The 25964-nt window shown below is 71.4% G+C and carries 22 protein-coding genes and 1 pseudogene; 8 read left to right on the plus strand and 15 right to left on the minus strand.

Annotation, left to right across the window (positions count from 1 at the left end):
* Positions 1–68: 68 nt before the first annotated feature.
* Together ACTWPV_RS09470 and ACTWPV_RS09475 are read right to left on the minus strand one after the other, a co-directional pair.
* Entirely contained in the window at positions 69–1604 is a 1536-nt protein-coding gene (locus ACTWPV_RS09470; protein ID WP_443151413.1) for a prenyltransferase/squalene oxidase repeat-containing protein, read from the minus strand.
* Positions 1601–2953 carry a cytochrome P450 gene (locus ACTWPV_RS09475; protein ID WP_443151414.1) on the minus strand — a complete coding sequence of 451 codons (1353 nt, stop codon included), beginning with the start codon at positions 2951–2953 and terminating at the stop codon, positions 1601–1603. The genes ACTWPV_RS09470 and ACTWPV_RS09475 overlap by 4 nt, the downstream gene beginning before the upstream one ends.
* A gap of 583 nt (positions 2954–3536) precedes the next feature.
* Here ACTWPV_RS09475 and ACTWPV_RS09480 point away from each other — a divergent pair.
* Positions 3537–4463 (plus strand): polyprenyl synthetase family protein, encoded by a 927-nt coding sequence (locus ACTWPV_RS09480; protein WP_443151415.1) that lies wholly within the window; start codon positions 3537–3539, stop codon positions 4461–4463.
* 57 nt (positions 4464–4520) lie between these two features.
* Positions 4521–5450, plus strand: coding sequence for an aldo/keto reductase (locus ACTWPV_RS09485; protein ID WP_443151416.1), 930 nt, complete (start codon positions 4521–4523; stop codon positions 5448–5450).
* Positions 5451–5692: 242 nt separating this feature from the next.
* On the opposite strand, the pseudogene ACTWPV_RS09490 reads toward ACTWPV_RS09485, so the two are convergent.
* Positions 5693–6025: pseudogene (locus ACTWPV_RS09490) on the minus strand (STAS domain-containing protein); the annotation flags it as partial.
* Between the two features lie 142 nt (positions 6026–6167).
* Between ACTWPV_RS09490 and ACTWPV_RS09495 the strand changes: the two are divergent.
* A complete protein-coding gene (locus ACTWPV_RS09495) occupies positions 6168–6611 on the plus strand; it encodes a helix-turn-helix domain-containing protein (RefSeq protein WP_347644068.1) in 444 nt (147 codons plus the stop codon).
* Between the two features lie 181 nt (positions 6612–6792).
* On the opposite strand, the gene ACTWPV_RS09500 is transcribed toward ACTWPV_RS09495, so the two are convergent.
* Genes ACTWPV_RS09500 through ACTWPV_RS09510 form a run of 3 tightly spaced genes read right to left on the minus strand, consistent with a single transcriptional unit; the run spans position 6793 to position 10186 of the window.
* Positions 6793–7956 (minus strand): FAD-dependent oxidoreductase, encoded by a 1164-nt coding sequence (locus ACTWPV_RS09500; RefSeq protein WP_443151417.1) that lies wholly within the window; start codon positions 7954–7956, stop codon positions 6793–6795.
* Positions 7957–8012: 56 nt separating this feature from the next.
* Positions 8013–9581, minus strand: a complete 1569-nt coding sequence (locus ACTWPV_RS09505) for an MFS transporter (protein ID WP_443151418.1) — start codon at positions 9579–9581, stop codon at positions 8013–8015.
* The gene (locus ACTWPV_RS09510) at positions 9578–10186 is read right to left on the minus strand and encodes a TetR/AcrR family transcriptional regulator (protein ID WP_443151419.1); all 609 of its coding nucleotides are present in this window, start codon (positions 10184–10186) and stop codon (positions 9578–9580) included. The genes ACTWPV_RS09505 and ACTWPV_RS09510 overlap by 4 nt, the downstream gene beginning before the upstream one ends.
* Positions 10187–10367: 181 nt before the next feature.
* Here ACTWPV_RS09510 and ACTWPV_RS09515 point away from each other — a divergent pair, with 181 nt between their 5' ends.
* Entirely contained in the window at positions 10368–11180 is an 813-nt protein-coding gene (locus ACTWPV_RS09515) for an alpha/beta fold hydrolase (RefSeq protein WP_443151420.1), read from the plus strand.
* Between the two features lie 65 nt (positions 11181–11245).
* On the opposite strand, the gene ACTWPV_RS09520 is transcribed toward ACTWPV_RS09515, so the two are convergent.
* The 7 genes from ACTWPV_RS09520 to ACTWPV_RS09550 all read right to left on the minus strand — a co-directional run bounded on the left by ACTWPV_RS09520 (position 11246) and on the right by ACTWPV_RS09550 (position 17772).
* The gene (locus ACTWPV_RS09520; protein WP_443151421.1) at positions 11246–12292 is read right to left on the minus strand and encodes a sulfite oxidase; all 1047 of its coding nucleotides are present in this window, start codon (positions 12290–12292) and stop codon (positions 11246–11248) included.
* Positions 12293–12461: 169 nt separating this feature from the next.
* Positions 12462–13184, minus strand: a complete 723-nt coding sequence (locus ACTWPV_RS09525) for a hypothetical protein (protein ID WP_443151422.1) — start codon at positions 13182–13184, stop codon at positions 12462–12464.
* Positions 13185–13296: 112 nt separating this feature from the next.
* A complete protein-coding gene (gene polX, locus ACTWPV_RS09530; RefSeq protein ID WP_443151423.1) occupies positions 13297–14976 on the minus strand; it encodes a DNA polymerase/3'-5' exonuclease PolX in 1680 nt (559 codons plus the stop codon).
* Positions 14977–15014: 38 nt separating this feature from the next.
* A complete protein-coding gene (locus ACTWPV_RS09535; RefSeq protein WP_347644060.1) occupies positions 15015–15983 on the minus strand; it encodes an aldo/keto reductase in 969 nt (322 codons plus the stop codon).
* Positions 15984–16011: 28 nt separating this feature from the next.
* Positions 16012–17058, minus strand: coding sequence for a zinc-dependent alcohol dehydrogenase family protein (locus tag ACTWPV_RS09540; RefSeq protein WP_347644059.1), 1047 nt, complete (start codon positions 17056–17058; stop codon positions 16012–16014).
* A gap of 1 nt (position 17059) precedes the next feature.
* Positions 17060–17239, minus strand: coding sequence for an MmyB family transcriptional regulator (locus tag ACTWPV_RS09545; RefSeq protein ID WP_443151465.1), 180 nt, complete (start codon positions 17237–17239; stop codon positions 17060–17062).
* Complete coding sequence (locus tag ACTWPV_RS09550) at positions 17191–17772, minus strand: MmyB family transcriptional regulator (RefSeq protein ID WP_443151424.1); 582 nt, start codon at positions 17770–17772, stop codon at positions 17191–17193. The genes ACTWPV_RS09545 and ACTWPV_RS09550 overlap by 49 nt, the downstream gene beginning before the upstream one ends.
* A gap of 23 nt (positions 17773–17795) precedes the next feature.
* Between ACTWPV_RS09550 and ACTWPV_RS09555 the strand changes: the two genes are divergently transcribed.
* Together ACTWPV_RS09555 and ACTWPV_RS09560 are read left to right on the plus strand one after the other, a co-directional pair.
* Positions 17796–19193: a glutamate--cysteine ligase gene (locus ACTWPV_RS09555; protein WP_443151425.1), complete on the plus strand. Its 1398-nt coding sequence runs from the start codon at positions 17796–17798 to the stop codon at positions 19191–19193.
* Between the two features lie 77 nt (positions 19194–19270).
* Complete coding sequence (locus ACTWPV_RS09560; RefSeq protein ID WP_443151426.1) at positions 19271–20284, plus strand: hypothetical protein; 1014 nt, start codon at positions 19271–19273, stop codon at positions 20282–20284.
* A gap of 21 nt (positions 20285–20305) precedes the next feature.
* Here ACTWPV_RS09560 and ACTWPV_RS09565 read toward each other — a convergent pair whose 3' ends face one another.
* A complete protein-coding gene (locus ACTWPV_RS09565; RefSeq protein WP_443151427.1) occupies positions 20306–22672 on the minus strand; it encodes a M20/M25/M40 family metallo-hydrolase in 2367 nt (788 codons plus the stop codon).
* Positions 22673–22930: 258 nt separating this feature from the next.
* On the opposite strand from ACTWPV_RS09565, the gene ACTWPV_RS09570 reads away from it, so the two are divergent.
* On the plus strand, positions 22931–23431 hold the full coding sequence (locus ACTWPV_RS09570; protein ID WP_443151428.1) for a protein-tyrosine phosphatase family protein: 501 nt from the start codon (positions 22931–22933) through the stop codon (positions 23429–23431).
* 88 nt (positions 23432–23519) lie between these two features.
* Here the strand turns inward: ACTWPV_RS09570 and ACTWPV_RS09575 are convergent, their stop codons facing one another.
* Entirely contained in the window at positions 23520–24239 is a 720-nt protein-coding gene (locus ACTWPV_RS09575; protein WP_443151429.1) for a PaaX family transcriptional regulator C-terminal domain-containing protein, read from the minus strand.
* A gap of 30 nt (positions 24240–24269) precedes the next feature.
* Between ACTWPV_RS09575 and ACTWPV_RS09580 the strand changes: the two genes are divergently transcribed.
* On the plus strand, positions 24270–25937 hold the full coding sequence (locus ACTWPV_RS09580; RefSeq protein ID WP_443151430.1) for an acyl-CoA dehydrogenase family protein: 1668 nt from the start codon (positions 24270–24272) through the stop codon (positions 25935–25937).
* The last annotated feature ends 27 nt before the right edge of the window (positions 25938–25964 follow it).

Here is a 25964-nt window from a genome sequence, read left to right on the forward strand (position 1 = left end):
TCCTTCGGCGGCGGCCGGTAGCCGGCCAGGGACACGCACGCGTACACCGTCCGGGATCTCGCTGCTCATCAGGAGCTGTACCGGGCCTGCCGGATGAGGTGCGACGAGGCGATCATCGCAGCGCGGGTCACGGCGAGCGGAACGTACAAGTCCTTGTCGTGCCAGAGCGGAGGGTGATCGTCGCCGGTCGAGCGAACCAGGTATTCGTGACCCCGATCCGCCGCACGCATGCGCCGCGGATCCGTACGATCCCCGGGTAGCAGCAGGATCTGCACAGCGTACGCGGTCTCCTCGGCTGTGCCCTCCCAGCGGCCCCAGGAGCCGTCCGGCCGCTGAGTCCTCAGCGTCCACTCGGCCGCCGCGCGCACCGCCTCCTGCGAGACGTCTCCGCCGAAGTCATCGAGCGCCAGCGCGCAGCTTGCGGTGGCATAGTACGGCGACGCGTGCCACCGGTCCGTCCAGCTCCCGTCCGGCTGCTGGCGATCGCGGATCCAGGCGGCGAGTTCGGCGATGGTCTCGTCGTAGTGCGGTGTGGCGGCCGGCCGGCGGCGGACGTACTCACCGAAGGCGTCCAGCACGTGCGCGTTGACGCTGACCGACACGCCCTGCTCACCGGGCCAGGTGGAGAAGTGGGTGCCGGAGCGGAACCCCCACAGGCTGTCCGGTTCGTGCGGCGCGCCGAGCAGTGCCAGGGCGTACAGCGCCACGGATGTCGTGTCGGCGTCGGCGGGCAGCCCGGCTCCCGCGGGCGTGCCGGCAGGACCTATGGCCGCCCTGATGTCGGTCACCATCTCCGGCGGCACGTCGACGGGCACGCCCGCCCGGAGCAGCCAGCTCAGCACCCAGCCTCGTTCGAACACGGTGATGGGGAATCCGACGGGTACGGGCCCGCCGTGCAAGCGGACCACCGCCTCCAGATGCCTGCGGGTCGGCTCGTGCGCGTCGCGTCCCCCGTGCTCTCCCAACCAGGCGGCGGTCGCCGCGGGTGAGGCGCCGACGCCGCCGATGGGCGTGGGCCGGATGCCGGGCGCTTCGGCGGCATCCTCGGCTGCGATCTCCAGGGCGTGGAGCAGCTTCTCCGGCACCTCCGCGCCGGACCTGACCCACGACCGGACAGCGTGGAGGGTGTCGTAGCTCATGGCATCGGGCAACGGTATCGGCGCCCGGCCCGGTAAGCCCTCGATGTGCTGGTTGATGCGGGCGACGAGGGAGGGGACGATGTGCTCGATCGCCGGCATGTCGGGGAGCTCGAGCGGGCTGCTCAGCCAGGTGGCGAGCACCCCCAGGCCGCGGTCCGCCGCGTCGGCGAGGCGTTCGCGGTCCGTGTGCCGGTCCCCGCGCGTCAGCGCGGAGAGGATCCCTTCGGTGGCGCTCAGGGTCGGCACCACGCCGTACCCGTCGGGGGCGCCCCAGGCGCCGTCCTGCCGCTGCGTGCTGATCAGGTAGTCGATGCGTTCCAGGTGGCCGGTCAGCCAGGGGGCGAGGGCGACCAGCCGCCCGGTCTCGTAGACCGAAGGGGAAACCTGCCCCCACGGCCTGAGCATGAGGCTCGAGACGAGGTCGCCCGCTTCCGTGGTGATGTCCGCTGCTTCGCCGATGCTCACGCCGCGAGATTCCGTTCGATCGGGTGTAGCTGGAGGAAGAGCTTCTCCTTGGGCCGCAAGGTGGCCGCCCCCAGCACGGGCGTCAGCTTCTGCGGGTAGGGCAGCGCCGGCCGGTACCTGGTGAACAGGTTGGCGATCAACAGGGATGCCTCGATGTAGAACAGATGCTGTCCGAGGCAGACGTGCGGGCCCGCGCCGAAGGGGATGAACGAGTAGCGGTGCCGGCTTCCGGTCTTCTCGTTGGCCCAGCGCTCGGGATCGAACTCCGTCGGCCGGGGCCAGAACTCCTCCAGCCGGTGGGTGGCGTATGGGCTGATCAGCACCTGCGAGCCGGCCTTGATCCGGACGCCGCCGATCTCCGTATCCGCCACGGTCTGGCGAGGGACGACCCAGGCGCTCGGATAGATCCGCACGACCTCCTGCAGGACCATACGGATATACGGCATCTCGGCGACGTGCGACGGCCGCACCGGGCCCCCGCCCACCACACGGTCGACCTCCTCCTGCAGCCGGGCGTTCACCTCCGGGTGGTCGTGTAGCACGGTCCACAGCCACATCAGCGACATCGCCGTGTTCTCCGAAGCGGCGCCGTAGACGTTCACCAGGTCGTCGCGGATCTGCCGCACGTCGGCATCGCCCCCCTGCCCGAGCCTGGCCGTGAGCAGCGCCGAGACGACGTCCTTGCCCCCGGCTTTCTCGCGCCGCGCCCGCTCGATGAGGGGGTCGACGATCTCGTGGATCTTCTTCGTGGATCGCAGGAAGGCGCGGTCGCCCGGGACCCTGATCGAGTACGGCGCGGAGGGGAAGAGCATGCGGAAGCCGATCGAGCTGGCGCACGTGGCGAACTCGGGCGCCAGCCGTTCGGCGGTGTCACGGGTGATCCGGCCGCCGAACAGCAGTTGGATGACGGCCTGGTTGACGATCGAGGTCATCTGGTGCTCGACGTCGATCGGGCGGCCCGTCCGCGCGAAGTCGTCGAGCTCGACGATGCGCTCGGCGATGATGTCGGCCATGTCCTCAGCGAGTGCGGCCGTGTAGCGAGCGGTGAAGAGCGGCTGGAGGATCTTCCGGGCGGATGCCCATGCCTCGCCCTCGCCCATGATGCTCTGACCGATCAGACGCTGCAGCGGCTGCCAGAACATGCCCGCGCGCACGAAGTTGGTCCAGTCCGTCTTGAGCACTTGCTGGACGTGGTCCGGATGCGAAATCAGGTAGGGGCGGAAGGGGCCGAGGTCGAGCCGGACGACCTGCCCGGCGGCGTCGGTGGCCATGCGGGCCAGCTCGGTGATCGGGTCTTTCACTAGCCGGGGGATGGCCCGGTAGAAGGGAACGACATGGGGTCTGATCACGGATGTCCCAGTGGCATGTGGCATGGTGGCGGTCCCCGATCGGGATGGCGATGGACGTAGAGTCAGGTGAAGATATCTAGCGACTTATGCTGTTCTCGGACGAAAGTCCGTTTGCGACGGCTATCGCTCATGGGCTTGAGGGTCACTTCGCGGCAGGAGGACGGCTCGCCCCGTTCTCTGTTGATCGCCCGCTGCGTTGAGAGCTGCGGGCTGAGGTCTGGGCCGAAGGGTGCCCGCGGTGGCGGCACGCGGACCGTCCGGCGCCGCGTGGTGCGATCCGGCGGTCTGCCCGGCCCGTGTGGACGAAGCCAGGAAGCCAGGAGCGTGGGAGGAACGGACGCGTTCTGGTGGGGCGGCGTCGATCGCCACGGGTTATTCCTCCATCGCCTACGGTGTCCATCTCATGGCATGGACATTCCCTGACAAAAGTCAACCGATGAGTGGAGTATCACATGCTTATGCATGTAGGTTCAAGATCGTACCGGGGTAGGAGTACCTGTTGAATCTCAGCCATCCGTTGGGCGGCGGCGCCATGGACCGCTGCCGGGACTTACTCGAGCCGGCTCTCAGGGAGGCCGTTTCGGTGCTGCATCCGTGGGGCGCCGGCATGGCCGGATTCGCTCTGGGCTGGTCAGACGCGGACGGCAGGCCCGGCAACGGTGAGCGTGGCAAGGCCGTGCGGCCGGCCGTCGCCATGCTCAGCGCCGAGGCCGTAGGAGGCACGGCGGAGTCGGCGCTGCCGGGCGCCGTGGCGGTGGAGCTGGTGCACGCGTTCTCGCTGGTGCACGACGACATCATCGACCACGACGAGCGGCGCAGGCACCGCGAGGCGCTCTGGAAGGCGTACGGCGTGGGGCCCGCCCTGCTCGCCGGCGACGCGCTCCTGGCGCTGGCCGTCGGCCAGCTCGCCGCGCAGTCCGAGGCGATCCCCTACCTGTCGAAGGCGCTGGTCGAGCTCGTCCAGGGGCAGACGGCCGACATGGCCTTCGAGGACCGTCCGTGGCGAGGGTCGGACGAGGTCACGGTCGCCGAGTACGCCGACATGGCCGCGGGCAAGACCGGCGGCCTGCTGGGCGCCGCCGCGGCCACGGGCGTGGCGCTGGGTGGCGCGCCCGAGCTCGCGGACCGCCTGTGGGACATGGGGCGCGACCTCGGGGTGGCGTTCCAGATCGTGGACGACATGCTCGGCATCTGGGGTGACCCTGACGTGACGGGCAAACCCGTGCACAGCGACCTGCGGCGTGCGAAGAAAACGTTTCCGGTGCTTGCCGCCCTGGCCGCCGACGTCCCGGCCGCCCGCGAGTTGTCCGCGCTCCTGTCGGCGGGAGGCATGGACGAAGACTCCCTGCGGCACGCCGCCGACCTCGTGGAGGAGGCGGGCGGCCGCGACGCCGCCCGCTCCCTGGCGGACCGCTACATGTCGTCCGCGCTGGAGGTGGTCGACCGGCACCTGCCGGACGCCGAGGAACTGCGCGCGGTGTGCGACTCCCTGGTCAACCGTGTCCACTGAACGGCCAGGACCAGGGGTCGCGGCGAGCCGTCTCGGGCGAGTGCGGATAATGACGGGATGAGATCGCTCGGCACTACCGGACTGTCCGTTTTCCCGCTGTCGCTCGGCGCCAACGTGTTCGGCTGGACGGCCGACAAGGAGACCTCGTTCGCGATCCTGGACGCCTACGTCGCGGGCGGCGGGAACTTCATCGACACCGCCGACGTCTACCCGTCCTGGGAGACTGGCGAGTCCACCTCGGAAACGATCATCGGTGAGTGGCTGGCCGCCCGCGGCAACCGCGAGTCCATCGTGCTCGCCACCAAGGTCGGCATGCTGGAAGGCCTGCGCGGGCTCGCCCCCGCCACCATCCGCACGGCGGTCGAGGGCTCGCTGCGGCGGCTCCGTACCGACTACATCGACCTCTACTGGGCGCACGTGGACGACCAGGACACGCCGCTGGCGGAGTCGCTGGCGGCGTTCGACGCCCTGGTCCGGGAGGGCAAGGTGCGCCACGTCGGGGCGTCCAACTACGGGGCGGCCCGGCTCGCCGAGGCGCTCGCGATCTCCGACGCCGAAGGTCTGGCCAGGTACGCGGCCCTCCAACAGCAGTACAACCTGGTCGAGCGCGCCTACGAGGGCGAGCTGAGGGACGTGGTGACCAGGGAAGGCCTGGCCACCACACCGTACTCCGGGCTGGCGCGCGGCTTCCTGACCGGCAAGTACGCGTCCGGGGTCCAGGTCGACAGCCCCAGGGCGGGGAAGGCCTCCGCGTACCTGGCGACGGCACACGGGCCGAGGACGCTGGAGGCGCTGGGCAAGGTGGCGGCCGACCGGGACGTCGCGCCGGCCACGGTGGCCCTGGCCTGGGTCGCCGCCCAGCCGACGATCACGGCGACGATCGCGAGCGCGCGCGACGTCGGGCAACTGGAGACGCTGATGGAGGCCGCGTCGCTCACGCTCAGCGCCGGCGAGCTGGCCCTCCTCGACGAGGCCTCCCGCCCCTGACCCCGCAACACGATCCGCTCCGGACCGCCCGCTCCTCGCCCGCCCGCCGCCTGGCCGGCCCACGGCGCACGCGCCCGCCGCCTGGACGCTTCGCGTCTCACGCGCCCGCCGGGCGCCCCGCTGCCCGCCGCTCGTCTGGCGTACGGCGGCGCCCGTGTTCAGGCCAGGCCGTGCCGGCGGCACCACTCCTCGACGTTCTCGCCCCCGCGCTCCACCGCGCGCATCCAGTGGGCGTCGGCCGCGATCGCGTCAAGGACGGTGTCGTGGATCGGGAACACGGCGGTGAGGCCGGTGATCGTGAAGATGCGGACGATCCGGTCAGTGCCCATCACGAGGGCGAGTGACCCCTCGTGGGAGCGCAGCCGCTTGAGCGCGCCCACGAGCACCCCCAGGCCGGTCGAGTCGAGGAACTCCACGCCGCCCAGATCGACCACGAGGTGGACGACCCCCTTGGCCACGAGGTCGAGCACCTGCTCGCGCAGCCGTGGCGCGGTGAAGACGTCGATCTCTCCGACGACCTTGACGGCGGCGCAGTCGCCGGTCGGCCCGAAGACCTCTAACTCGATCTCTCGCATCTGGAACCCCTCAGCTCACTCAGTCGCGTCATTCGTGGTGATGACGGGGGAAACTGTACGTTGACATTATGCGGTGAGCGGCGTCCGCGTCAATAAACAGCTTTCGGCGTCATTGTGCACGATGACAGGAGTGGGGGATGGGATGCGCGTCGAGGAGGCCATCGGGTTGCAGATCGCACACCTGCGGGCAGAGCGGCGGATGTCGCTGACCGAGCTGGGTGAGGCGCTGGGCCGCTACCTGGACAGGCCGTGGAGCCGGCAGGCCGTCCACCAGGCCGAGCGCGGGCAGCGGGCGTTCACGGCCGCCGAGCTGACCGCCCTCGCGCTGGCTCTCGACACTTCCGTCCCGGCGCTGTTCCGCGCCGACGGCGACCGGATCGAGCTGCCGGGTGGGGCGGTCTCTCCCGAGGAATACCGCGGCATCCTGCTGAACAGGGAGCGGAACACGCCCCTGGACGGGGTCGAGGAGCTGATCATCGCGCTGCACGACATCGGGGAGGTGCTCTCCCGTCCCGCCCTGGTCCGCCTGGCGCGCATCGGCGAGGTGGCCGACCAGGTAGCCGGCCCGGAGCCGCGCCGCCCCTGACCCCCACCCCGCCGGCCCCGGCCGGCTGTCCGGGGCCGGCGGGGTGATGGCCGCCCGGCCTGCCCGGCAGTTGATCAGGGCCGGCGCGGCCACGTCTCCTGCACGGCGTCCCCGGCGCTGCCCGGGATGTCGTCGGCGAGGCTGAACAGCAGGTCGCGGTGGGCGGGGAAAGGGTCGCGGGTCATCGGGCGGCGTGGCCGGAGACGCGCAGCGCGCGCAGGGCGCCCTCGGCGGCCATGATCGCGCTGTTGATGGAGATCTCGCCGCGCATGCCGGGCGCGGCCACCATGTCGCCCGCCAGGAACACGCCGTGGCCCCGGTCGATCGCCGGACGGTCGCGCCAGGTCTGACCGGGCAGGTCGAGTGCTCCGGTACGGTGCCTGGCCGTCCCGGAGCGCTGCCAGGTGACGCGCTCGCGCCAGCCGGGCACCGCCAGGTCGGCCAGCGCCCGCACCCGCCGGGCAGCCTCGGCCCTGGTCTCCTCGTGCCGGACCGGCATGTCGATCTGGAACAGGGTCTCCCCTCCGGGAGCGGCGGTGGGATCTTGCATGGAATAGCTCTCGTGGAAGCCGCCGCCGTCGAGGTCGAAGCAGATGAAGCGATCGCCGCGCGCCGAGCGTACGGCGAGGTCGAGCAGCACGACGTTGCCGCTCCGCCAGTGCAGGCCGTCGTCGCCGAGCAGTTTCCGGGCCGAGGACAGTTCCGTCGCCACGATGGTGGGCTCCCCCGGTAGGTCGTGCACGCGGGAGCCGAGCTCGACGTGTACGCCGAGGTCGCGGGCGCGGGCGGCGAGCCGGTCCATCACCGACTGCCAGCCGCCGACCACCCAGCGGACCGTCGGTACGCGGAAGGCGAACACCCGGCGCAGCAGCTCCCACACGAACGCGGCCGACAGACGTCCCGTGTCGGCGTCGTACGTCACCACGCCGATCGCGTTGGCGGCAGCCCTGGCCGTGTCCTCGCCGTACCGGGCGGAGGCCCACGTGTGGAAGTCCACGTCCACCGGCGCCGTGCGGGGGCCCGTCGCCAGCATCCGGAGGAACCCGGCCGGCGGCAGCGACCGCAGCCGGCCGTCGCGTACGAACCCCAACCTGGCATCACGCACCGCCGGCCGGCCCAGCGCCCCGACCAGGCCCCGCTCCCGCAACCACGTCCAGTGCGGGCCGTCGGCGTAGAAGACATGAGGACCCTCATGCGCCAGATAGGGCCCGCCGGTCGCCCGCCCCCGCCCGCCGAGCCGCTGGTGCGCCTCGTGCAGCGTCACCTCCGCACCCGCCTCCGCGCAGACGATGGCCGCCACCAGGCCGGCCAGCCCGCCGCCGACCACCACGATCTTCTTCGTCACCACTTTCCCCTTCCTTCTCACCCCATAAGAAGGAACGAGGCGCCGCCGATGTGACATCACCCGCTCGGCGTGCTGCCGCGCCTCCCCTCTTCCGCGCGCGGCGCGAGATCGTGCGCGGCGGAGGAGCCCACAGGGCGACGGCGGCCCGGCGTGAGCAGCCACACCGCGACCGTGCCGGCCAGCAGCAGAACCGCTCCCGCCCCGCCGGCCGGCACGAGCGACTCGGTGAACGCCGCCCGCGCCTGCTCCGCCAGGGGCCCGCCCTCCGCCCCGAGGCTCCGGGCCACGGCGAGCGCCGCACCCAGCGACTCGCGTACGCCCTCCCCGCCGGGGCCCTCGTACGCCAGCCCGCTCCGGTAGGCCGCGGCCGCGACGCTGCCCAGGACGGCCACGCCGAGCGCCCCGCCGACCTCGTAACTGGTCTCCTCGATGGCCGCCGCGCTGCCCGCCTTGGCCGCCGGCGTGCCCGACATGATGACCGAGGACGCGGTCGCGAGGGCGCCGTTGCCGACGCCGATGAGCACCAGGGCGCCCGCGATCGGCCAGTAGGTCAGCGGCCCGGGGGCGGCGAACAGCAGCAGGAAACCCAGCCCGGTGAGGCCCAGCCCGCCCGCCAGCACCGCCCGCGCGCCGACCAGGGCCGCCACCCGGGGAGCCAGCGGCGAGGCGACGATCGCGGCCAGCGCGGCGGGCAGCAGGCGCACGCCCGTCTCCAGCGGGGAATAGCCCTGGACGAGCTGCATCCACTGCGCCAGCAGCAGCAACACCGCCGCCATCGCGATCGACGTGGTCAGCGCCGTCACCACTCCGGCCGAGAACGGGCCGCTGCGGAACAACCTGATCTCCAGCAGCGGATCCGGCCTGCGCAGGCACCGTGCCACGAACCAGCCCAGCGTCACCGCCGCCACCGCGGTCGCCGCCAGGGCGGCGGGGGAGCCCAGGCCGTACTTGCCGAAGTCCTTCACGGCGAACACCAGCGCCACCATGCCCGCCATCGACAGGACCGTGGCGAGCGCGTCCCACCGGCCGGGCGCCGGGTTCCTGGACTCCGGCAGCAGGAACAGCCCGGCCGCGATCGCGACCGCCATGACGGGCACGTTCACCAGGAACGCCGAATGCCAGCTGAAGTGCTCCAGCAACAACCCGGCCAGGATCGGCCCCAGCGCCGCCCCGACCGCGGCCATCGCCGCCCAGACGCCGAGCGCCCTGGCGCGCTCCGCGGGGTCGGTGAACATGCTGCGGATCATCGACAGCGTCGACGGCATGATCATCGCCCCGCCCACCCCGAGCAGCGCCCGTACGGCGATCACCTGCAGCGGGCTGCCCGCGGCCAGCACCGCCAGCGAGGCCAGCCCGAACACCGCGAACCCGGCCAGCAACATGCGCTTGCGCCCCCACCGGTCGCCGAGCGCGCTCACCGTGACCAGCAGCCCCGAGAGCACCAGCGCGTACGCGTCCACCATCCACAGCAGGTCGATCGAGCCCGGCCGCAGGTCCGCGGACATGGCCGGGAGCGCGACGTTGAGCACGGTCATGTCCATGACCACGAGCAGCACGCTGGCGGAGAGCACGGCCAGGCCCAGCCGGCGCCTCGTGGCGGAGACCGGCGACGCGGTCGCCGTCATGGCTCCTCCCGCCGGGCCGCGCCGTCCTCGAACGTGGTGAGCAGCAGCCGGGGCACGTCCCGGCGTGCGACGTCGCCGCGGCGCAGGCTCTCGCGCACGGCCACGAGCAGGCCGTACACCGTGCTGCTGATCCATCGGGCGGGCAGGTCGGCGCGGAGCAGCCCCGCACGCTGCGCCGCGGCGTAGAAGGCGATCTCGCGCTCCTCCAGCTCGTCGGAGCGGCGCTTCAGCTCGGGATCGACCAGCATGGCGTAGTCGGTCAGGCCGAACCCGTAGGCGTCGGCAACCGCGATCAGCCCGCCCAGCATGGCGTCGAGCGCCTTGCCGATCACCTCGCGATCCCCGGAGGCGGTCGCGTCGACCAGGCCGCTGCGCTCCTGCACCTGTTCCCACTGCTCGTGCGCGCGATGGCCGAGGGCGAGCATCAACTCCTCCCGGCTGCTGAACTGCCGGTGCAGCGTGGCCCTGCTGATCCCGGCCGCCTCGGCGAGCTGCGCCATGGAGGCGAGCGGGTTCTCGTTGAGGTGCCGGATCGCCGCACTCATGATCTGCGCCCGGCTCATCGCCATCGCGCAGTACTCTCGTGTGAGACGCTCATGTCTCATACGATACATCATCGCCTCATTCGGGTCGCTCGTGTCGCCCTGCGAGCGGTGGACGAACCTCCTTGACCGGACCGCTCGTCCCGGATGGGGAAGGCGCCGCCGTTCAAGGTCGCGGCCGCGGATCGCCTGGCCGCGGGAAGCGCGGGTGATCGGCTGCCCGGGCGGGGACTAGCATGCCCGTATGCGCCTCCATGTTCGAGAGTGTGACGGCCCTGCCGATCGCACGCTCCTGGTGGTTCATGGCGGGCCTGACTGGGACCACAGCTACCTGGTCGAGCCGCTGCGCGAGCTGGCGGGTGATCGGCGCCTGCTCTTTCCCGACCTCCGTGGATGCGGTCGCTCTCCTGCCGCTGAGCCGCTCACCCCTGATGCGATGGTGGCCGATCTCATCGAGCTGATCGGATCGCCGGCTGTGGACGTGCTCGGTTTCTCGTACGGCGGCCTCATCGCCCAGCGCCTGGCCATTCAGGCGCCGCATCTGGTCCGGCGTCTGATTGTCGCCTCAAGCAGTGTCCTGCCCGTGCCCGCCGGCGCCTTCGACGGATGGGAGGAATATGAGCGCCGCGCCGCTGCCCATCCCTCCCTTTGGGATGATCCGGCCCTGGACGGCGTGGAGCTTGTCAGGGCTGAGGCGTTCCGGAACGCGCCGCTCAACGTCTGGCGGGAGCAGTCGTTACCCGGCTATCGCAGGCGGCTGGAGCGGGTGATGTTCACCGCCACATATCTGCGGGCCTGGCGGGAGGGCCGCCGTCCTTCCGCTCGTCATCCTGACGCGGTCGAGCGTCTTTCCGGAATCCCGCTGTTCTTGTTGCATGGACGATATGACATGACCTTTCCCGCCTCTTTGGTGGCACTTACGCCGTGCACGGATGCGATTGTCCTGGACGAGGCTGGCCATATGGCACATATAGACCAGCCGGAGGCATGGCTTGCGGCTGTTTCCCGATTTCTGGGGAAGGACGAAAATCCACGCGATCGCGTGATCGGCCAGTAATAATAAATATCGGGCATGCCTGCCCTTTCAGGGGCGATTCGGCGCAGTTAATTAATCCAGTACCTCTATCCGGTGACCACGTCAAGGGGATGGCGGACGACGGCGTCGAAGTGATATCCGAAAGGATGGTGGGGCGTGACGAAGGGCTGGGTGGCGCCGCTCGCGTCGGTCGCGCGCGCCATGAGCACGTGAGCTCCCGTGCGCCGGGGAGTCCACGCGATGTGCCACGGCAGCCAGGTGCTGACCAGGTGCCGGCCGTGGTGCTGGGCCTCGCGCCAGCTCGCTCCGCCGTCGAAGCTGACCTCCACCCGGACGATCCGGCCTCGCCCCGACCATGACCGTCCGTGCAGGATGTGCGGCCCGCCGACGGGCAGGCGGGCATTCCAGGCGAGCTCGAAAGCGCTCTTGACCGGATTTGTCGTTACATCGGCATAGAAGACCGTGTTCCATGGCGTCTGAAGCTCGCTCGTCGAAACCTCTATATCGCCGAGCCACTTGATGGACGCCACGCCCACCCATCCCGGCACCACCAGCCGCGCCGGGAATCCATGGTCGGCGGGCAGCGGCACGCCGTTCATCTCGTAGGCGACGAGGACGTCGTCCATGGCTTTGTCGATCGGCAGCGGGCGGCGCACGTGCCCGTAGCGCTCGAAGGGGGCGTCGAGGCCGGTGGGCAGCACGTCCACCGCCCCGGGACGCACGCCCACCTCCTTGAGCAGGTCTTTCAGCAGCACGCCCCGCCAGCGCGCGACCCCGATCGCGCCCAGCCCCCACTGGGTGCCGGGAGCGGCGTCGTGCTGCTGCGTGCCGTAGAACCGCCGGCCGTTGCCCGCGCACTCGATCGCCACGTCGAACGTCCGCGACCGCATGCCCCGCAGCTCGTCGTAGCCGAACTCGCGCGGACATCGAACCCCCGCGCCATGGACGCGCAGGCGCCAGGTCGTCGCGTCGATGAGCGGTGTGGAGGTGTGGTTGCGCACGAAGAACCGGTCGTTGGGGGTGTGGTAGCCCACCCCGGACATGGCTTCCCATCGCATCTCGGCGCTCTCACCGTGCACCCTGAACAGATGGTCGGGCAGCGGCTTGACGATCGTCGCCGTGGCCTGCTTCATGGACGTCACCTCCAGCACTCGGTATTTCCTACCTGGAAACCATTTAATCTCCTCTCGTGCCCTGACGGTGCTTCTCGCGGCAATCCGTGTCCGACCGGTTAGGAACGTGCTCCACTTGTGCAGCACCGTTACCCCTGCCCCCACCTGCAGGAGCACATGCCCGGCCACGCTAGCCAGGGAACGGCTCACCGGCGTTGAGACGCTCGATCAGGGTCGCTAACGCGGCCCGGCCGCCGTGGTCGCGCAACCAGCGGCTCACCTGGCAGGCGGACTTCGCGTACGTGCCGGCGTCGCGGCTCGCGGCGGCCAGCCACTCCTCCAGCGTGACAGGCAGAGCGCCGGTGGGCTCGACCAGGCAGCGGTCCCCGGCGGACGCGGGGACCAGGTAGCGGGCGTCGCCGGAGACCACCACGGCCAAGCCCTCGTCGAACCACTGCGGCATGTCGGCTCCGGAGGAGAGCCGGGCGTGCAACTCGACGTGGGCCATCTCGTGGGAGGCGATCACCGCGTTCACCCCGCGGGGCGAGAGCATCACCGACCGGTTGAGCACCGCCACCCCGCGCTCCTTGCCCCCGCCGATGCGCGCATAGCAGTCTTCCGTCAGGCAGACGAGCAGGTCGGGGGCGCTGACCGGAGCGCCGTAGAAGGCGCTGACCCGCCGGCGTGCCTGCTCGGCCACCTGCTTCACCCGGGCCCGCTCGGCGTCCTCAAGATCGGGCTCCGTGTAGATGCCCTCCTCCACCTCGGTCAGGCCGTAACAGCCCGGGCACGTCGTCGCGGCCATGGAGGGATAGGCGAGCGCGACACCGGCGACGGCCGCGATGAGCAGCGCGGCGACAGCGGCGAGAACGCGCGCCCCCAGCTTGCGCGCCTTCCTTGTCGGGGAACCCATCGTGTCCTCCTCGGGGTGGCCGGCTCGGCGAGGACACTCTCCCGCATTCCCGGCCGCCGCACATCCACCCGGGGTCGGTCAACCCCTGGTCGGAGACCGGCCATGGAGGAGGTCAGCGCCCCAGGAAGGACAGGAGGCGGTCGAGGGGCCAGGTGTTGATGACATCGTCGGTGGTCAGCCACGCCCGCTGCGCGATCCCCACCCCGAACCGCTGGTTGGCGAGGTGCGGGATCGCGTGCGAGTCGCTGTCGATCGAGAACTTGACCCCATGGTGCCTGGCCAGCCGCACCAGGTCGGCCGGCAGGTCGGACCGGTCGGGGTAGGAGTCGATCTCCATGGCGGTGCCGGTGCGGGCGGCCGCCCGGAAGACGGCGTCCCAGTCGGCGTCGACGGGCGGGCGCTTGCCGATCTTCCTGGTCGTCGGGTGGCCGATGATGTCGACGTACGGATTCTCGCAGGCGGTGATGAAGCGGCGTGTCATCTCCTCGCGCGGCATCCCGAAGTGGGAGTGCACCGAGGCGACGCACACGTCGAACCCGCGCAGGACCTCCGCCGGCCAGTCGACCGATCCGTCGGGCGCGATGTTGAGCTCGGTGCCGTGCAGCAGCCGCATGCCGGGATGCCGGCGCTGCAACTCGGCCACCTGGCCCCGCTGCTCCAGCGCCTTGTCCAGGGTCATCCGCTGCATCGCCAGGTCGGGAGCGTGGTCGGTGACCGCGTAGTAGGAGTAGCCGCGGGCGCGGCCGGCCGCCACCATGTCGTCCAGCGAGGCGATGCCGTCGGTCAGGTCGGTGTGGGTGTGCAGGTCGCCCTTGAGGTCGGTGAGCTGGATCAGGGTGGGCAGCTCACCGCGGAGCGCCGCCTTGACCTCGCCGCCGTCCTCCCGCAGCGGCGGTGGCACGAACTGCATGCCGAGCGCGTCGTAGATGTCCTCCTCGGACGCGGCGGCGATCACCCGGTCGCCCTCGAACAGCCCGTATTCGGACAGCTTCCAGCCCTTCTTCACCGCCATCTCCCTGATGGCGACGTTGTGCTCCTTGGAGCCGGTGAAGTATTGCATCGCCGCGCCCCACGATCCGGCCGGCACCACCCGCAGGTCGACCTGGACCCCGGACGTGGTGCGGACCGAGGTCTTCTTGTCGCCCGCCGCGATCACCTCGGCGACGTAGGGCTGGGCGCGGAAGGCGGCCATGACGGACTCGGGCGCGACGGCGAGGATGTCGATGTCGCCGATCGTGTCCTTCATCCGCCGCAGCGAGCCCGCGTAGGCGATGCGCTCGGCCTCCAGCGAGGCCATCACCTGCTCGGCCAGCGACATGGCGATCCCGATGTGCACCCGGCGGCCCGACTGCTCGAGCTGCTCGACGCCCTTGCGGAGATTGGCCAGCGTCTTGGGGCCCAGCCCCTTGACCCCGTCGAGCCGGCCGGCGGTGATGGCCTCGCTCAGCGCCGTGGGCGAGTCGATGCCGAAGTCCTCGAACAGCATGATGGCCGTCTTCGGCCCCAGCGTCGGCACCCGGGTCAGCCTGCGCACGCCCTCGGGCACCCGGCCGCGCAGATCGTCGAGCTGCCGGAAGCTCCCGCGCCGCAGGAACTCCTCCATCTTCTTGGCGATCGCCTCGCCCACCCCGGGAACGGCGCGCACGTCGGTGACCGAGATGTCCTCGGGGAACCCGGCGATCGCCTTGGCCGCCTTCTGGTAACTCCGCACCCGGAAGGCGTCGCCGCCGCAGAGCGCGAACAGCTCCGCGTATTCCTGCAGCGCCGCCGCCGCATCCTCATTCGCCCGCATGGAACCACCCTAGGGTCCGGGGCCGACAATCTCGCCTCTCAGAAGCGCACCTCACGCGGCCGGTACGGGGCCGCGAGGAAGTCGAGCTCGTCGGCCGACAACGTCACCGACACGGCGGCCACCGCGTCGTCGACGTGCCGGTCCTTCGTGGCGCCCACGATCGGGGCGGTCACGGCAGGCTGGTGCAGCAGCCAGGCCAGGGCCACCTGGGCGGGCGGCAGGCCGCGGTCGCTCGCCACCTGCGCCACCCGGTCGATCACGACCTTGTCGTTCTCCGGGTCGTACAGGTGGTCGATGCGCGCGTCGGACCCCGTCCTGGCCGTCGTGGCGTGGGAGCCCGCCCTGGCGAGCACGCCGCGCGCGAGCGGGCTCCACGGGATCACGCCCACGCCCTGGTCGGCGCAGAGCGGCACCATCTCGCGCTCCTCCTCGCGGTAGAGGAGGTTGTAGTGCGGCTGCATCGAGACGAATTTCGTCCAGCCGTGGGCCTCCGCCACGTGCTGCGCCTTGGCGAACTGCCAGGCCCACATGGACGAGGCGCCGACGTAGCGGGCCTTGCCCGCCTTGACCACGTCGTGCAGCGCCTCCATGGTCTCCTCGATCGGCGTCTCGTCGTCCCACCGGTGGATCTGGTAAAGGTCGACGTGGTCGGTGCCGAGCCGGGAGAGCGAGGCGTCGATGGCGGCGTGGATGTGCTTGCGCGACAGGCCGCCGTCGTTGACCCCCTTGCCCATGGGGAAATAGACCTTGGTGGCCAGCACATAGTCCTCGCGCCGCGGGAAGATCGCGCGCAGCGCGTTTCCGGTCACGACCTCGCTCTCACCCCGGCTGTAGATGTCGGCGGTGTCGAAGAAGTTCACCCCGGCGTCGGCGGCCCTGCGGATCATCGGCTCGGCCTCGGGCTGCGGCAGCGCCCACTTCTGCCGGGCCGGATCGCCGTAGCTCATCATGCCGAGGCAGATCCGCGACACGTTCAGGCCCGTGTTGCCAAGTCGTCTGTAGTCCATGGCCTGATTTTATGACTCCGGCCGGCGCTCAGGGCGCTCCGTGCGGAGCCCTGGGAACGATCATCGTGACGCCCGGCACCGAGCCGATCGAGACCAGTGCCTTGCCGGCGTCGGCCAGCCCGATCGTGCGGGTGATCAGCTGGTCGGGATGGAGGATGCCGGCCCTGATCATCTCCAGCATCGGCGGGTAGGCGTGCGCGGCCATGCCGTGGCTGCCGAGCAGCCGCAGCTCGTGGCCGATCACACGGTCCATCGGCACCGGCGTCGGCCCTCCGGGCAGCAGCCCCACCTGGACGTGCCTGCCCCGCCTGCGCAGGCTCTCGACGGATGCCAGGCACGTCTGAGGGCTGCCCAGCGCGTCGACGGACAGGTGGGCGCCGCCTCTGGTCAGCTCCCTGACCTGGGCCGCCGCGTCGCCGGCCGAGCCGTTGACGAAGTGCGTCGCACCCGCCTGCTCGGCCAGGTGCAGCGCGTCGGTGCTGATGTCCACGGCCACCACGCGCGCCCCGGCCGCCGTCGCGATCATGACGGCCGACAACCCCACGCCGCCGCAGCCGTGCACCGCCACCCACTCGCCGGGACGCACCTCCCCGACCTGCGAGACGGCGCGGAAGGCGGTGGCGAAGCGGCAGCCCAGCCCCGCGGCGGTGACGTAGGCCATGTCCTCGGGCACCGCGACGAGGTTGACGTCGGCGTGCTCGACCGCCACGAACTCGGCGTACGAACCCCAGTGGGTGAAGCCCGGCTGCGTCTGCCGCTCGCACACCTGCTGGTCGCCGGTGACACAGGACGAGCACGAGCCGCAGGCGCAGACGAACGGCAGGGTCACCCGCGCGCCGGGCAGCCAGCCGCGCACGTCGGAGCCGACCGCCTCCACCACGCCCGCCAGCTCGTGGCCCGGCACGTGGGGAAGGGAGGTGATGTCGGGGTCGTGGCCCTGCCAGCCGTGCCAGTCGGAGCGGCACAACCCCGTCGCCTCGACCCTGATCACCGCCCCGTGCGGGGCGGGCGACGGGTCGGGCAGCTCGCGAACGTCGAGTTCGCCACCGAAGAGGTCAAAGGCAACCGCTCTCATCTCACGAGCTTAGGGTCAACTCCCGCAGCTCGCGCAAGGCCCGGTGTGCGGGCGAGCCCGGTGCGGTCGTGTAGAGGACCAGGCGGAGGTCGTCGCGGTCGGGCACCGGCATGACCTGGCAGATCGCGTCGATCACGCCCACCTGGGGGTGGTGGATGCGCTTGCGCTGCTCCCTGCGAATCCCGACACTCGTGGCGAGCCCACAGGGCGGCGAACTCGGGACTGAGGCCCACCATCTCGGTGATCAGCGCGCAGTTTGCGGTCACCGGGGTAGCGGCCCGCGGCGGCGCGCAGGTCGGCGACCGCGGAGCGGGCGAAGGCGCCGGGATCCTCGCATTCGAGGATCCCGGCGATGTCGGGCGACATGAAGACCCAGCGGATCACGTTGCGCGTCGAGCGAGCTCGGCTCGTTGTCCATGGCGAGCGACCCCCGACAGCCCGATCCACGCCAACACCTTTCCGCCCTGCAACTCCTCGAAGAGCGCCCTCAACCTGATCACCCTGACCTGCGCCAAGGAGCTGAAGGAGACGCCGACCAAGGTGAATCTCGCCAACCCGGGTTACTGCGCCACCGACCTCGACGAGCACACCGGTTACCGCACCCCGGCGCAGGGGGCGGTGATCGCCGTACGGCTCGCGACCCTCGGCGCCGACGGCCCTACCGGTTCCTACCAGCAGGACGACGGCTTCCTTCCCCGGTGAGGTGTCAACCATGACGAGGGGGACAGTTAGGGGTGATGGGACGAGATCTGGATAAGGAGCGCTTCACCGAAGCGGAGTACGTCCGTTTCGGCGAACGCCTCCAGGAGCAGGTGGGCGTGCTCCGTGAGCTGCTGGCCACCCCCGGCTTCGGTCAGGGCCCCGCCACGATCGGGGCGGAGCTCGAGCTGTTCCTCATCGACGAGCGGGGCAGGCCGCTGCCGCGCAACAGCCAGGTGCGGGAGGCGCTCGGCGACGAGCGCGTCGTGCTGGAGCTCGGCCGCTTCAACCTCGAGGTGAACCTCACCCCCACGCCGCTCGCGGGCACGCCGTTCGAGACGCTGAGCGCCGAGGTCCAGGAGACGATCAGCAAGGTGGACGGCGCCGTCGAGGGTGGTGGCGCCCTGCCCATCGGCATCCTCCCCACCCTCAGCGCCGACGACTTCACGGTGGGCGCGATGAGCGACCAGAACCGTTACCGCGCCATGAGCAGGGGCTTTCGCCGGCTGCGGCTCGAACCGTTCCTGGTCAAGATCGAGGACCTGGAGCTGTCGGTGGAGGACGTGATCCTCGAGGCCGCCAACACCTCGTGGCAGGTGCACATCCGTACGCCGCCGGAGCGGTTCGCCCGGCTGTTCAACGCCGCCCAGCTCGCCATCGGCCCGGTGCTGGCCGTCTGCGGCAACTCGCCGTTCTTCCTGGGGCGCGAGCTGTGGGAGGAGACCCGCATCGCGCTGATGGAGGAGGCCGCCGACGACCGGGACGTGGCGCGGCTCGGGCGCAGGGACGGGCGGGTCACGTTCGGCTCGGACTGGGTGCATGAGGGCGCGCACGAGCTGTTCGAGCGGTACGTACGCGACTACGAGCCGATCGTGCCCGACCTCACCGAGGATCCGCGCCCGCACGAGGTGCCCGAGCTGCGGCTGCACCAGGGCACGATCTGGCAGTGGAACCGGCCCGTCTACGACCCGGCCGACAGCGGCCACCTGCGGATCGAGATGCGCGCGCTGCCCGCGGGGCCGTCCTGCGCGGACATGGCCGCGAACACGGCCTTCCTCCTGGGCCTGACGTTGTCGCAGGCGGAGCGCGACCTGACCGGCTACCGCTTCGCGCAGGCGTACCAGAACTTCTACCGCGCGGCCATGCACGGGCTGGACGCCAAGCTCTCGTGGCCGGGCAGCGACGCCGAGTTCGAGGCGGGGGAGCTGGTGCTCTCGCTGCTGCCCGAGGCGCGGGAGGGGTTGCTCGCGGCCGGGGTGGCGGCGCACGACGCCGACCGGGCGCTGGGCGTCATCGCGCAGCGGACCCGGCTGCGGCGTACGGGCTCGGTGTGGCAGCGCGAGGCGCTCGCGCGATTCGGCGGCGACCGGGAGCAGCTCGTGCGCAGCTACCGTGAGCTGGCACTTTCGGGATTGCCCGTGCATTTGTGGGATTGAGCGCAACCTCTGCCCTTCCTGCTCCGTCAAATCCAGTCAAGGGACGGGAAAGTGAGGGAGATATGGCGGCAAAGGGGATGGTTCCCACCGATAAGGCCCCCTATGCCTTGTCGCGCGCGACCGGCGACCTGCCCGAGGGGGCGGCCAAGCTGGCGGGAGAGATCGGCGCCACCGCTGTGGAGGCGGTGCTGGCCCAGGCCAACAGGACCGCCGTGCGCAAGGGCGCGGCGGGCGCGTTGGGGTCGATGCAGCCGGAACCGGCCGAGTGGTACGCCTTCGACGACGGCGACCAGCGCACCCCCGACTGGTACCCGCAGGGCCTGACCGGCGGGGCGGACTCCGGCACCATCGGCGTGCCGGTGTTCATCGTGAGCTGGTACTTCCGGCCGGAGGCCGGCGAGCGGGGCATCAGGGTGAGCTTCCTGAGCCCGCAGACGCTGAAGTACCGGCACGCGCTGCTGGTCACGGCCGAGCCCGACGGCTCCTACGCGCCGATCGACATCCACGCGGGCGGCATCGCCTGCCACGGCGACCTGCTCTACGTGGCCGACACCGTCAGGGGCCTGCGGGTCTTCGACCTGCGCAACCTCCTCGACCTGCGCACCGCCCAGAACGACCTGGGCGACCCCGGGCGGGTGGGACGGCACGACGGCAAGTTCCACGCCTTCGGCTACCGCTACGTGATCCCGCAGACCGACCTGTGGCAGGTCGCCGCGGCGGGGCCGCGGTTCTCGTTCGTGTCGGTCGACCGCAGCGGGGCCACCCCGCTGCTGATCACGGGCGAGTTCCGGGGGGACGACCCCGGCGGCTGGGTCGCGCGCTGGACCCTGGATCTGGCCGGCGGCGAGCCCCAGGACGCGTTCGTGCTGGGTCACCCCAAGATCCAGGGGGCGCTGTCGTCCGGCGGCACGTGGTACCTGAGCCAGTCGGCCGGCTCGACCGCGAACGGCAAGCTGCTCGTCCACGTCGGCGAGACGACGCGGACCAGAACCTTCCCGATCGGGCCCGAGGACCTGACCGTGCAGGACGGCAGGCTGTGGAGCGTCACCGAGTACACGAACAAGCGGGTGATCTTCGGGGTCGGCCTCTGACATGCCGGTCGGGCTCCCCTGTCAGAGCTCGTCCGCCGGGCGACTCCGGGCCGTCCCGGGCCCGGAGTCCCTGGTCAGGGTGTAGCCGCGGGTGACCGCGGTGAGATCGCCGTCCTCCCTGGTGGCCGCGACCAGGTGAGGAGGCCTGGGGACGAAGCCCGGCACCGCGGTCAACCCGTCGGTCTCACCGATGACGGTGAGGCGGATCCGGTCCGCCTCCGGTGTGCGCACGGTGATCTGGACTCCCTGGGCAGGGATGCCGCGGAAGCGGATCTCCGAGGGCCAGGTTCCGGCTCGCGTACCGGTGACGGGCACGCTCGCCGACCCGTACCGGCCGGCTGACGCGGTGGCGTGGGTGATCGGCCGATCGAGCCGCAGCGTCACCGAGCGCGCGCCCTTCCCCGCTCTCACGTGCAGTTTGAGCGTGTCCTCGCTGTGGGCCAGGACGGCGGCTCGCGGGCCTGTGGCGGCGATCGCCGGCGCGCGCCCGGTCCACAGCGTGCCTCGTGCGTATCCGGGGGGCAGCTTGGAGGTGTCGTGGCCGGACACGTACCGCCTGGTCCACCGCGCCGGGTCCGCGTCGGCGCTGACCCAGTGGGCGGTGCGGGTGCCGGCGTCCATGACGTACGCCAGATGCGTGCGCTGGGGCTGGTCGGCGTCGAAATCGTCCACCACGAGCCCGGAGGCGACCAGCCCCGCCGTGAGGAGCAGCGCCGTCATGGGCACGAGGAGCAGGGCGGCCCGTTCGCGCCGGGTGGCGGGATCGGGCAGGAACAGTTCCGCGATCGGCACCAGGACCAGCCCGAACACCGTCAGCACCAGCGCGCTCGCCCCGCCGAGTGCCAGCCCCATCCCGTCGAAGACGTCCCCGGCCAGGGACGGCAGCAACATCGCGGCCGTGATCGGGCCCAGCATCGCCGCGACGGTCCGCGCCCAGGCGGGCGTGCGGAGCAGTACCGCGGCCAGCCAGCCGAGCGCGCCCGCCAGCGCCGGCAGGGCGAACAGGAAGGACGCCCCGGGAGCGACCCACGCGCACAGCACACCCAGCCCGGCGAGCCAGAACAGCGCCCCGACCGCCGGCGCCGCCGGACCGAACCTGCGCCGCAGCACCAGGTACCAGCCGAGGACCGCCAGGGCGCACAGGACCGCGATCGCCGCCTGGTACGGCCCCGGACGGTGCAGCAGCCCGCCCATCAGGTCGTAGGCGGGCCGCCAGGCCACCAGCAGTTCCCACAGTCCCTGCGCCAAGGCGGCCGACAGCACCAGCGGCACCACGGCCGAGACCGTGGCCGCGATCAGCCGGGGCAGGCTCAGCAGCCGCCTGACGCGGGCCAGCAGCGCCAGGCCCGCCACCGCGGTGAAGGCCAGCGCCGCCAGCGGCCAGACGAGCTCACCTGGATAGGTGATCATGGTGCCGAGCGCGCGGAAATAGGTGACGTCATGGTCGGAGTCCAGCGTCCGCAGGTCCGCGTCGCCGAGGGCGCGCGCCAGCGCCAGCATGTTGGTGCCGTGATGTTGCAGGCTGCCCCGGTTGAGGTTGGCGATGGAGTCGCCCGCGGTGTGATAGAGCGAGGAACGCTGGATGTAGGCGAAGTTCATACCGGCGAAACCGGCCTTGGTCAGCGGGGTGAAGTCGGTGTTGTTGGGCAGCAGCCGATACAGCTCCACCATGGCGGAGTGACCGCGCGGCGCGGGGACCGCACGGACGAAGGTCTCGACCAGGCGGGCGTTGTTCGCCGAGGTCTCGAACATCAGCGAGGGGCCGCTGACACCGCGGGCCTCCCAGTTCAGCAGCACGCCGCCGGCCTTGCCCAGGGGGTGGCCGCGGACAAAGGCGTCGGCGCCGAGCACGCCGTCCTCCTCGCCGTCCGACATGAGCAGCACGATGTCGTTGCGCAGCCGGGGACCGTCGCGCAGCGCCCGGACGGTCTCGATCATCGCGGCCACCGCGGCGCCGTCGTCGGAGGCGCCCGGTCCCATGGCCGCCGAGTCGTAGTGCGCGGCGATGAGCACGGTTCCGGTCGAGCCCGTTCCCGCGAGCCGGCCCACGATGTTGTCGGCCTGGCCGAACGTCGCCAGCCCCGCGGCGGTCCGGGCACCGACCGAACGCTGGATCTCGACCCGCAGCCCTGCCGCGCGCAGTTGCCCGGCCAGGTAGTCCCGGGCGCGGCCGCTCGCCGGGCTGCCGATGGGGCGCGGTTCAGCGGCGAACTTCTTGAGGTGAACCAGCGCTCGCTCGGCGCTGAACCGCTCGCCCGGGGCGGTGGCCGGCAGGGGCTGCATGGTGCTGTCGGCCATGGCGGACACCATGACCACCACCATCAGGGCGAGCAGGGCCGCCGTCCCGGCCGGCAGCCGCCGCGGGACGTCGAACAACTTACTGATCATGGCCAGGAAGGCTAAGCCGGGTCACTCGCCCTGCGGAATGAGGCGCCTGCCCGCGCGCACCTGGGGTTTTCCACAGCTATGAGACGGCGATGTGCCTCATTCCAGGCCTGCCGCACCACTCGTACCCTCTGATGCATGACACGTCGGCCGGCTGAGAGCGCGCCGCGCAAGGAGCGGTCGGCGCGGTGTCCGTCGAACCATCGTGCACGGCGGTGGCCGGACGTCGCCGCCCCAGCGAGAGGCATGAGGAGAACCTAGGTGGAAGACCCTGTGAACAGCCCGGCGGCAGACCAGGCCGGCACGCCGGGCGGGCCGTCGCTCGTAGGCGCCCTCCGTCTCCCGGACGGCTCCTGGATCCGCGGCCGTGGCCTGCGCCATCCGCTGCCGGAGGGGCCGGTGCCCGATTTCGGCCTCTACCTCGGCTCCGACCGGCTCCGCCGGCGCCACGAGGACGGGCTGCGGTGGCCGCACGCGTGGGTCCTGTGGCCCGACTTCCTGCTGCCGCGCGACCGCGATCTGGCCGTACAGCAGATCCGCGCGCTGCACGAACGAGCGCGCACGGGCGCCGCGGTGGAGGTCGCCTGCGGAGGCGGCATCGGACGCACCGGTACGGTCATCGCCTGCCTCGCCGTCCTGGCCGGGCTGGACCACTCCGACGCCGTCGCCTGGACGCGCGAGCACCACCACCACCGGGCCGTCGAAACCCCGTGGCAGCGCCGCTGGGTACTGCGCTTCCCGCCGGCCCGCGACAGCCGTTGACCTCCTTCGGCACACCGCGGATCAGGTCGCCCGCCGACGGCGAGAGGAGGGTGGAGCGATCCGGCCGCGTCGGCGCCCCTCGAGCGGGTCAGCCGCTGAGATGCCGGTTGAGCACCTCTCGGTAGCTGCGGTCGAAGGCGTCGTAACGGACCCGCAGCTCCGCGCCCGGCCAGCCGGGCGGCAGCAGCTCGTCCGGCAGCAGCGGATCGGCCATCAGGTGGCGCAGCACCGCGGCCGACACGACGAACCCCTCGGCCAGGCCGTCCGCGTGGTCCAGCGCGCGCTCCAGCCGGCGGGCCTCGGCCGCCCAGCCGTCCAGGTCCCACAGCAGGGGAGTGGGGTCGTCGTGCGGGCGGCCGTCGATCAGCGTGCACTGCGCGGTGACGATCTCCGGCCACGCGCCGCGCACCAGGTTGGCCGGCCGTAGCCAGGCGCCCTCGCGCAATTCGGCCAGTCGCAGCGCGGTCATCGTGTGCCGCAGGGCGGCCCGGTCGGCGGGCGCGCGCCGCTCGGCGGTGACGACGGCCACCTCCCACGTGCCGTCCCACGGCCTGGTGTGCGGATCGCGGCTCTCGTCCTGCCTGGTCTGGCGCTCGACCAACCGCTCCGACAACGTGTAGAAGCCGTCCTCCTGAACCAGGTCACCGGCCGCGACCATGCGCGACAGGGCCACCCGCACGGTACCCTCGGCGATGCCGAACAGCCCGCCGATGCGCACCAGGTGACGGGCCGGCAGGCGCGGCGGGTGGCTGCCCAGCAGCGCGCTGAGCACGGCCGACCTGGCACTCAGGGTGTTACGCTCTTCCATCGCGTGTCGAGTATATGTAACACTCCGGATATGAGGCGCTATCTCAGCGAGCCGTTCGACGGCAGCGACCGCTACGCCACCGAGCGCTACCAGGGCGCCGCCGGGCGCAACTGGTGGGCCTGCGACCCCACGCTCCGCCTGCTCATGCGGCGGCACCTGGGCGACGGCTACACCTGGGCGGAGCCGCACCTCGACCGGCTCGGGGCGCTGATGGGCGGGCTCGTCGCCGAATGCGCCGAGGAGACCGACCGCAACCCGCCGCGGCTGGAGAAGTACGACAAGTGGGGCAGGGACGTCAGCGAGGTCGTCATGCCGCCGTCGTTCCTGACCGCCAGGCAGGCGCTCATGGAGAACAACTTCACCGCGCCGTCGTTCGCCGAGGAGGCGCGGGCGCATGGAGCCGATCCGTCCGCGCTCGCCGCCGCGTGGACGTACCTACTCGACCAGGCCGACATCGGGATGGGCTGCGCGCTTGGCACGGGCGGCGACATGGTGGTCTCCCTGGCCGAGAAGCACGCGCCCGAGGACGTACGCGAAAAGGTGCGGGAGATCTTCGCCAACGGCTTCTACTCCGGCGAGGCCGCTCAGATGTTCACCGAACGGACGGGCGGCTCCGACCTGGCCGCCCTGGAAACCGCCGCCCTCCCCGCCGGCGACGCGTGGAGCCTGTCCGGGCTCAAGTGGTTCGCCTCCAACGCCAACGGCTCCGCGTTCGTCGTGCTCGCCCGGCTCCCCGACGGTGACGTGGCGCCCTTCCTGGTGTTGTGGGAGCGGCGCGACGGCACGCGCAACGGCGTGCGGATCCGGCGGCTCAAGGACAAGCTCGGCACCAGATCGGTAGCCTCGGCCGAGGTCGAGTTCACCGCGGCGGAGGCGTTCCTGCTGGCCGGATCGGATCCGGGCGCGGGCTCCGGGCTCGGCACCATGATGAAGCTCACCAACGCCTCCAGGCTCGGCGTGGCCATGATGGGCCTCGGCGTGGCCAGGCGGGCGCTGGTCGAGTCGATCTGCTACGCCAGGGCGCGCGAGGCGTTCGGGCGCCCTCTCATCGAGCAGCCGCTGATGCGCCGCAAGCTGGCTGAGCTGATCGTCGAGGTCGAGGCGGCACAGGCGATGGTGTTCGACGCGCACGTCAGCCCCCGGCTGCGCCTCGCGCCCGCCCTCACCAAGCTGCGCGCCGCCCGGCTCGGCGTCACCGCCGCCGGCGACGCGATCGAGGTGCACGGCGGCAACGGCTACATCGAGCAGTGGCCGGTCGCCAGGCTGCTGCGCGACGCGCAGGTCAACCCGATCTGGGAGGGCGGGGACAACATCCTCTGCCTCGACGTGCGGCGGGCCATGCTCAAGGAGCAGGCGCACCTGCCCTTCCTCGACCGGCTGCGCTCCCTGGCCACCTCCGGCCTGGTCGGGGCCCGCATCGACGACCTGGCCAAGGCCATCGAGACGTGGCACACACTGGACCGCGAGGTGGCGGAGGAGCGGCTCTACCCGCTCGCGCAGTTCATGGCCGACGTCTACGCCGCCGCGCTGCTGGAGGACCAGGCCCGCTGGGGGCTCGACGACGGCCGCAAGGCGCTCGTGGCACGCTCGTACGCCGAGGCGCACCTCGTGGATCACGGCCCTCTGCGCGGACTCGACCGCCCCGCCGCGAACCCGGGCCACTTCGGCGAGCTCGTCGCGGGAACCGTCACGTGGTGAATCTCGACTGTCAGGTGCCGATGAGCG

It is taken from the genome of Nonomuraea sp. KM88, assembly GCF_052245635.1.
GTDB lineage: Bacteria > Actinomycetota > Actinomycetes > Streptosporangiales > Streptosporangiaceae > Nonomuraea.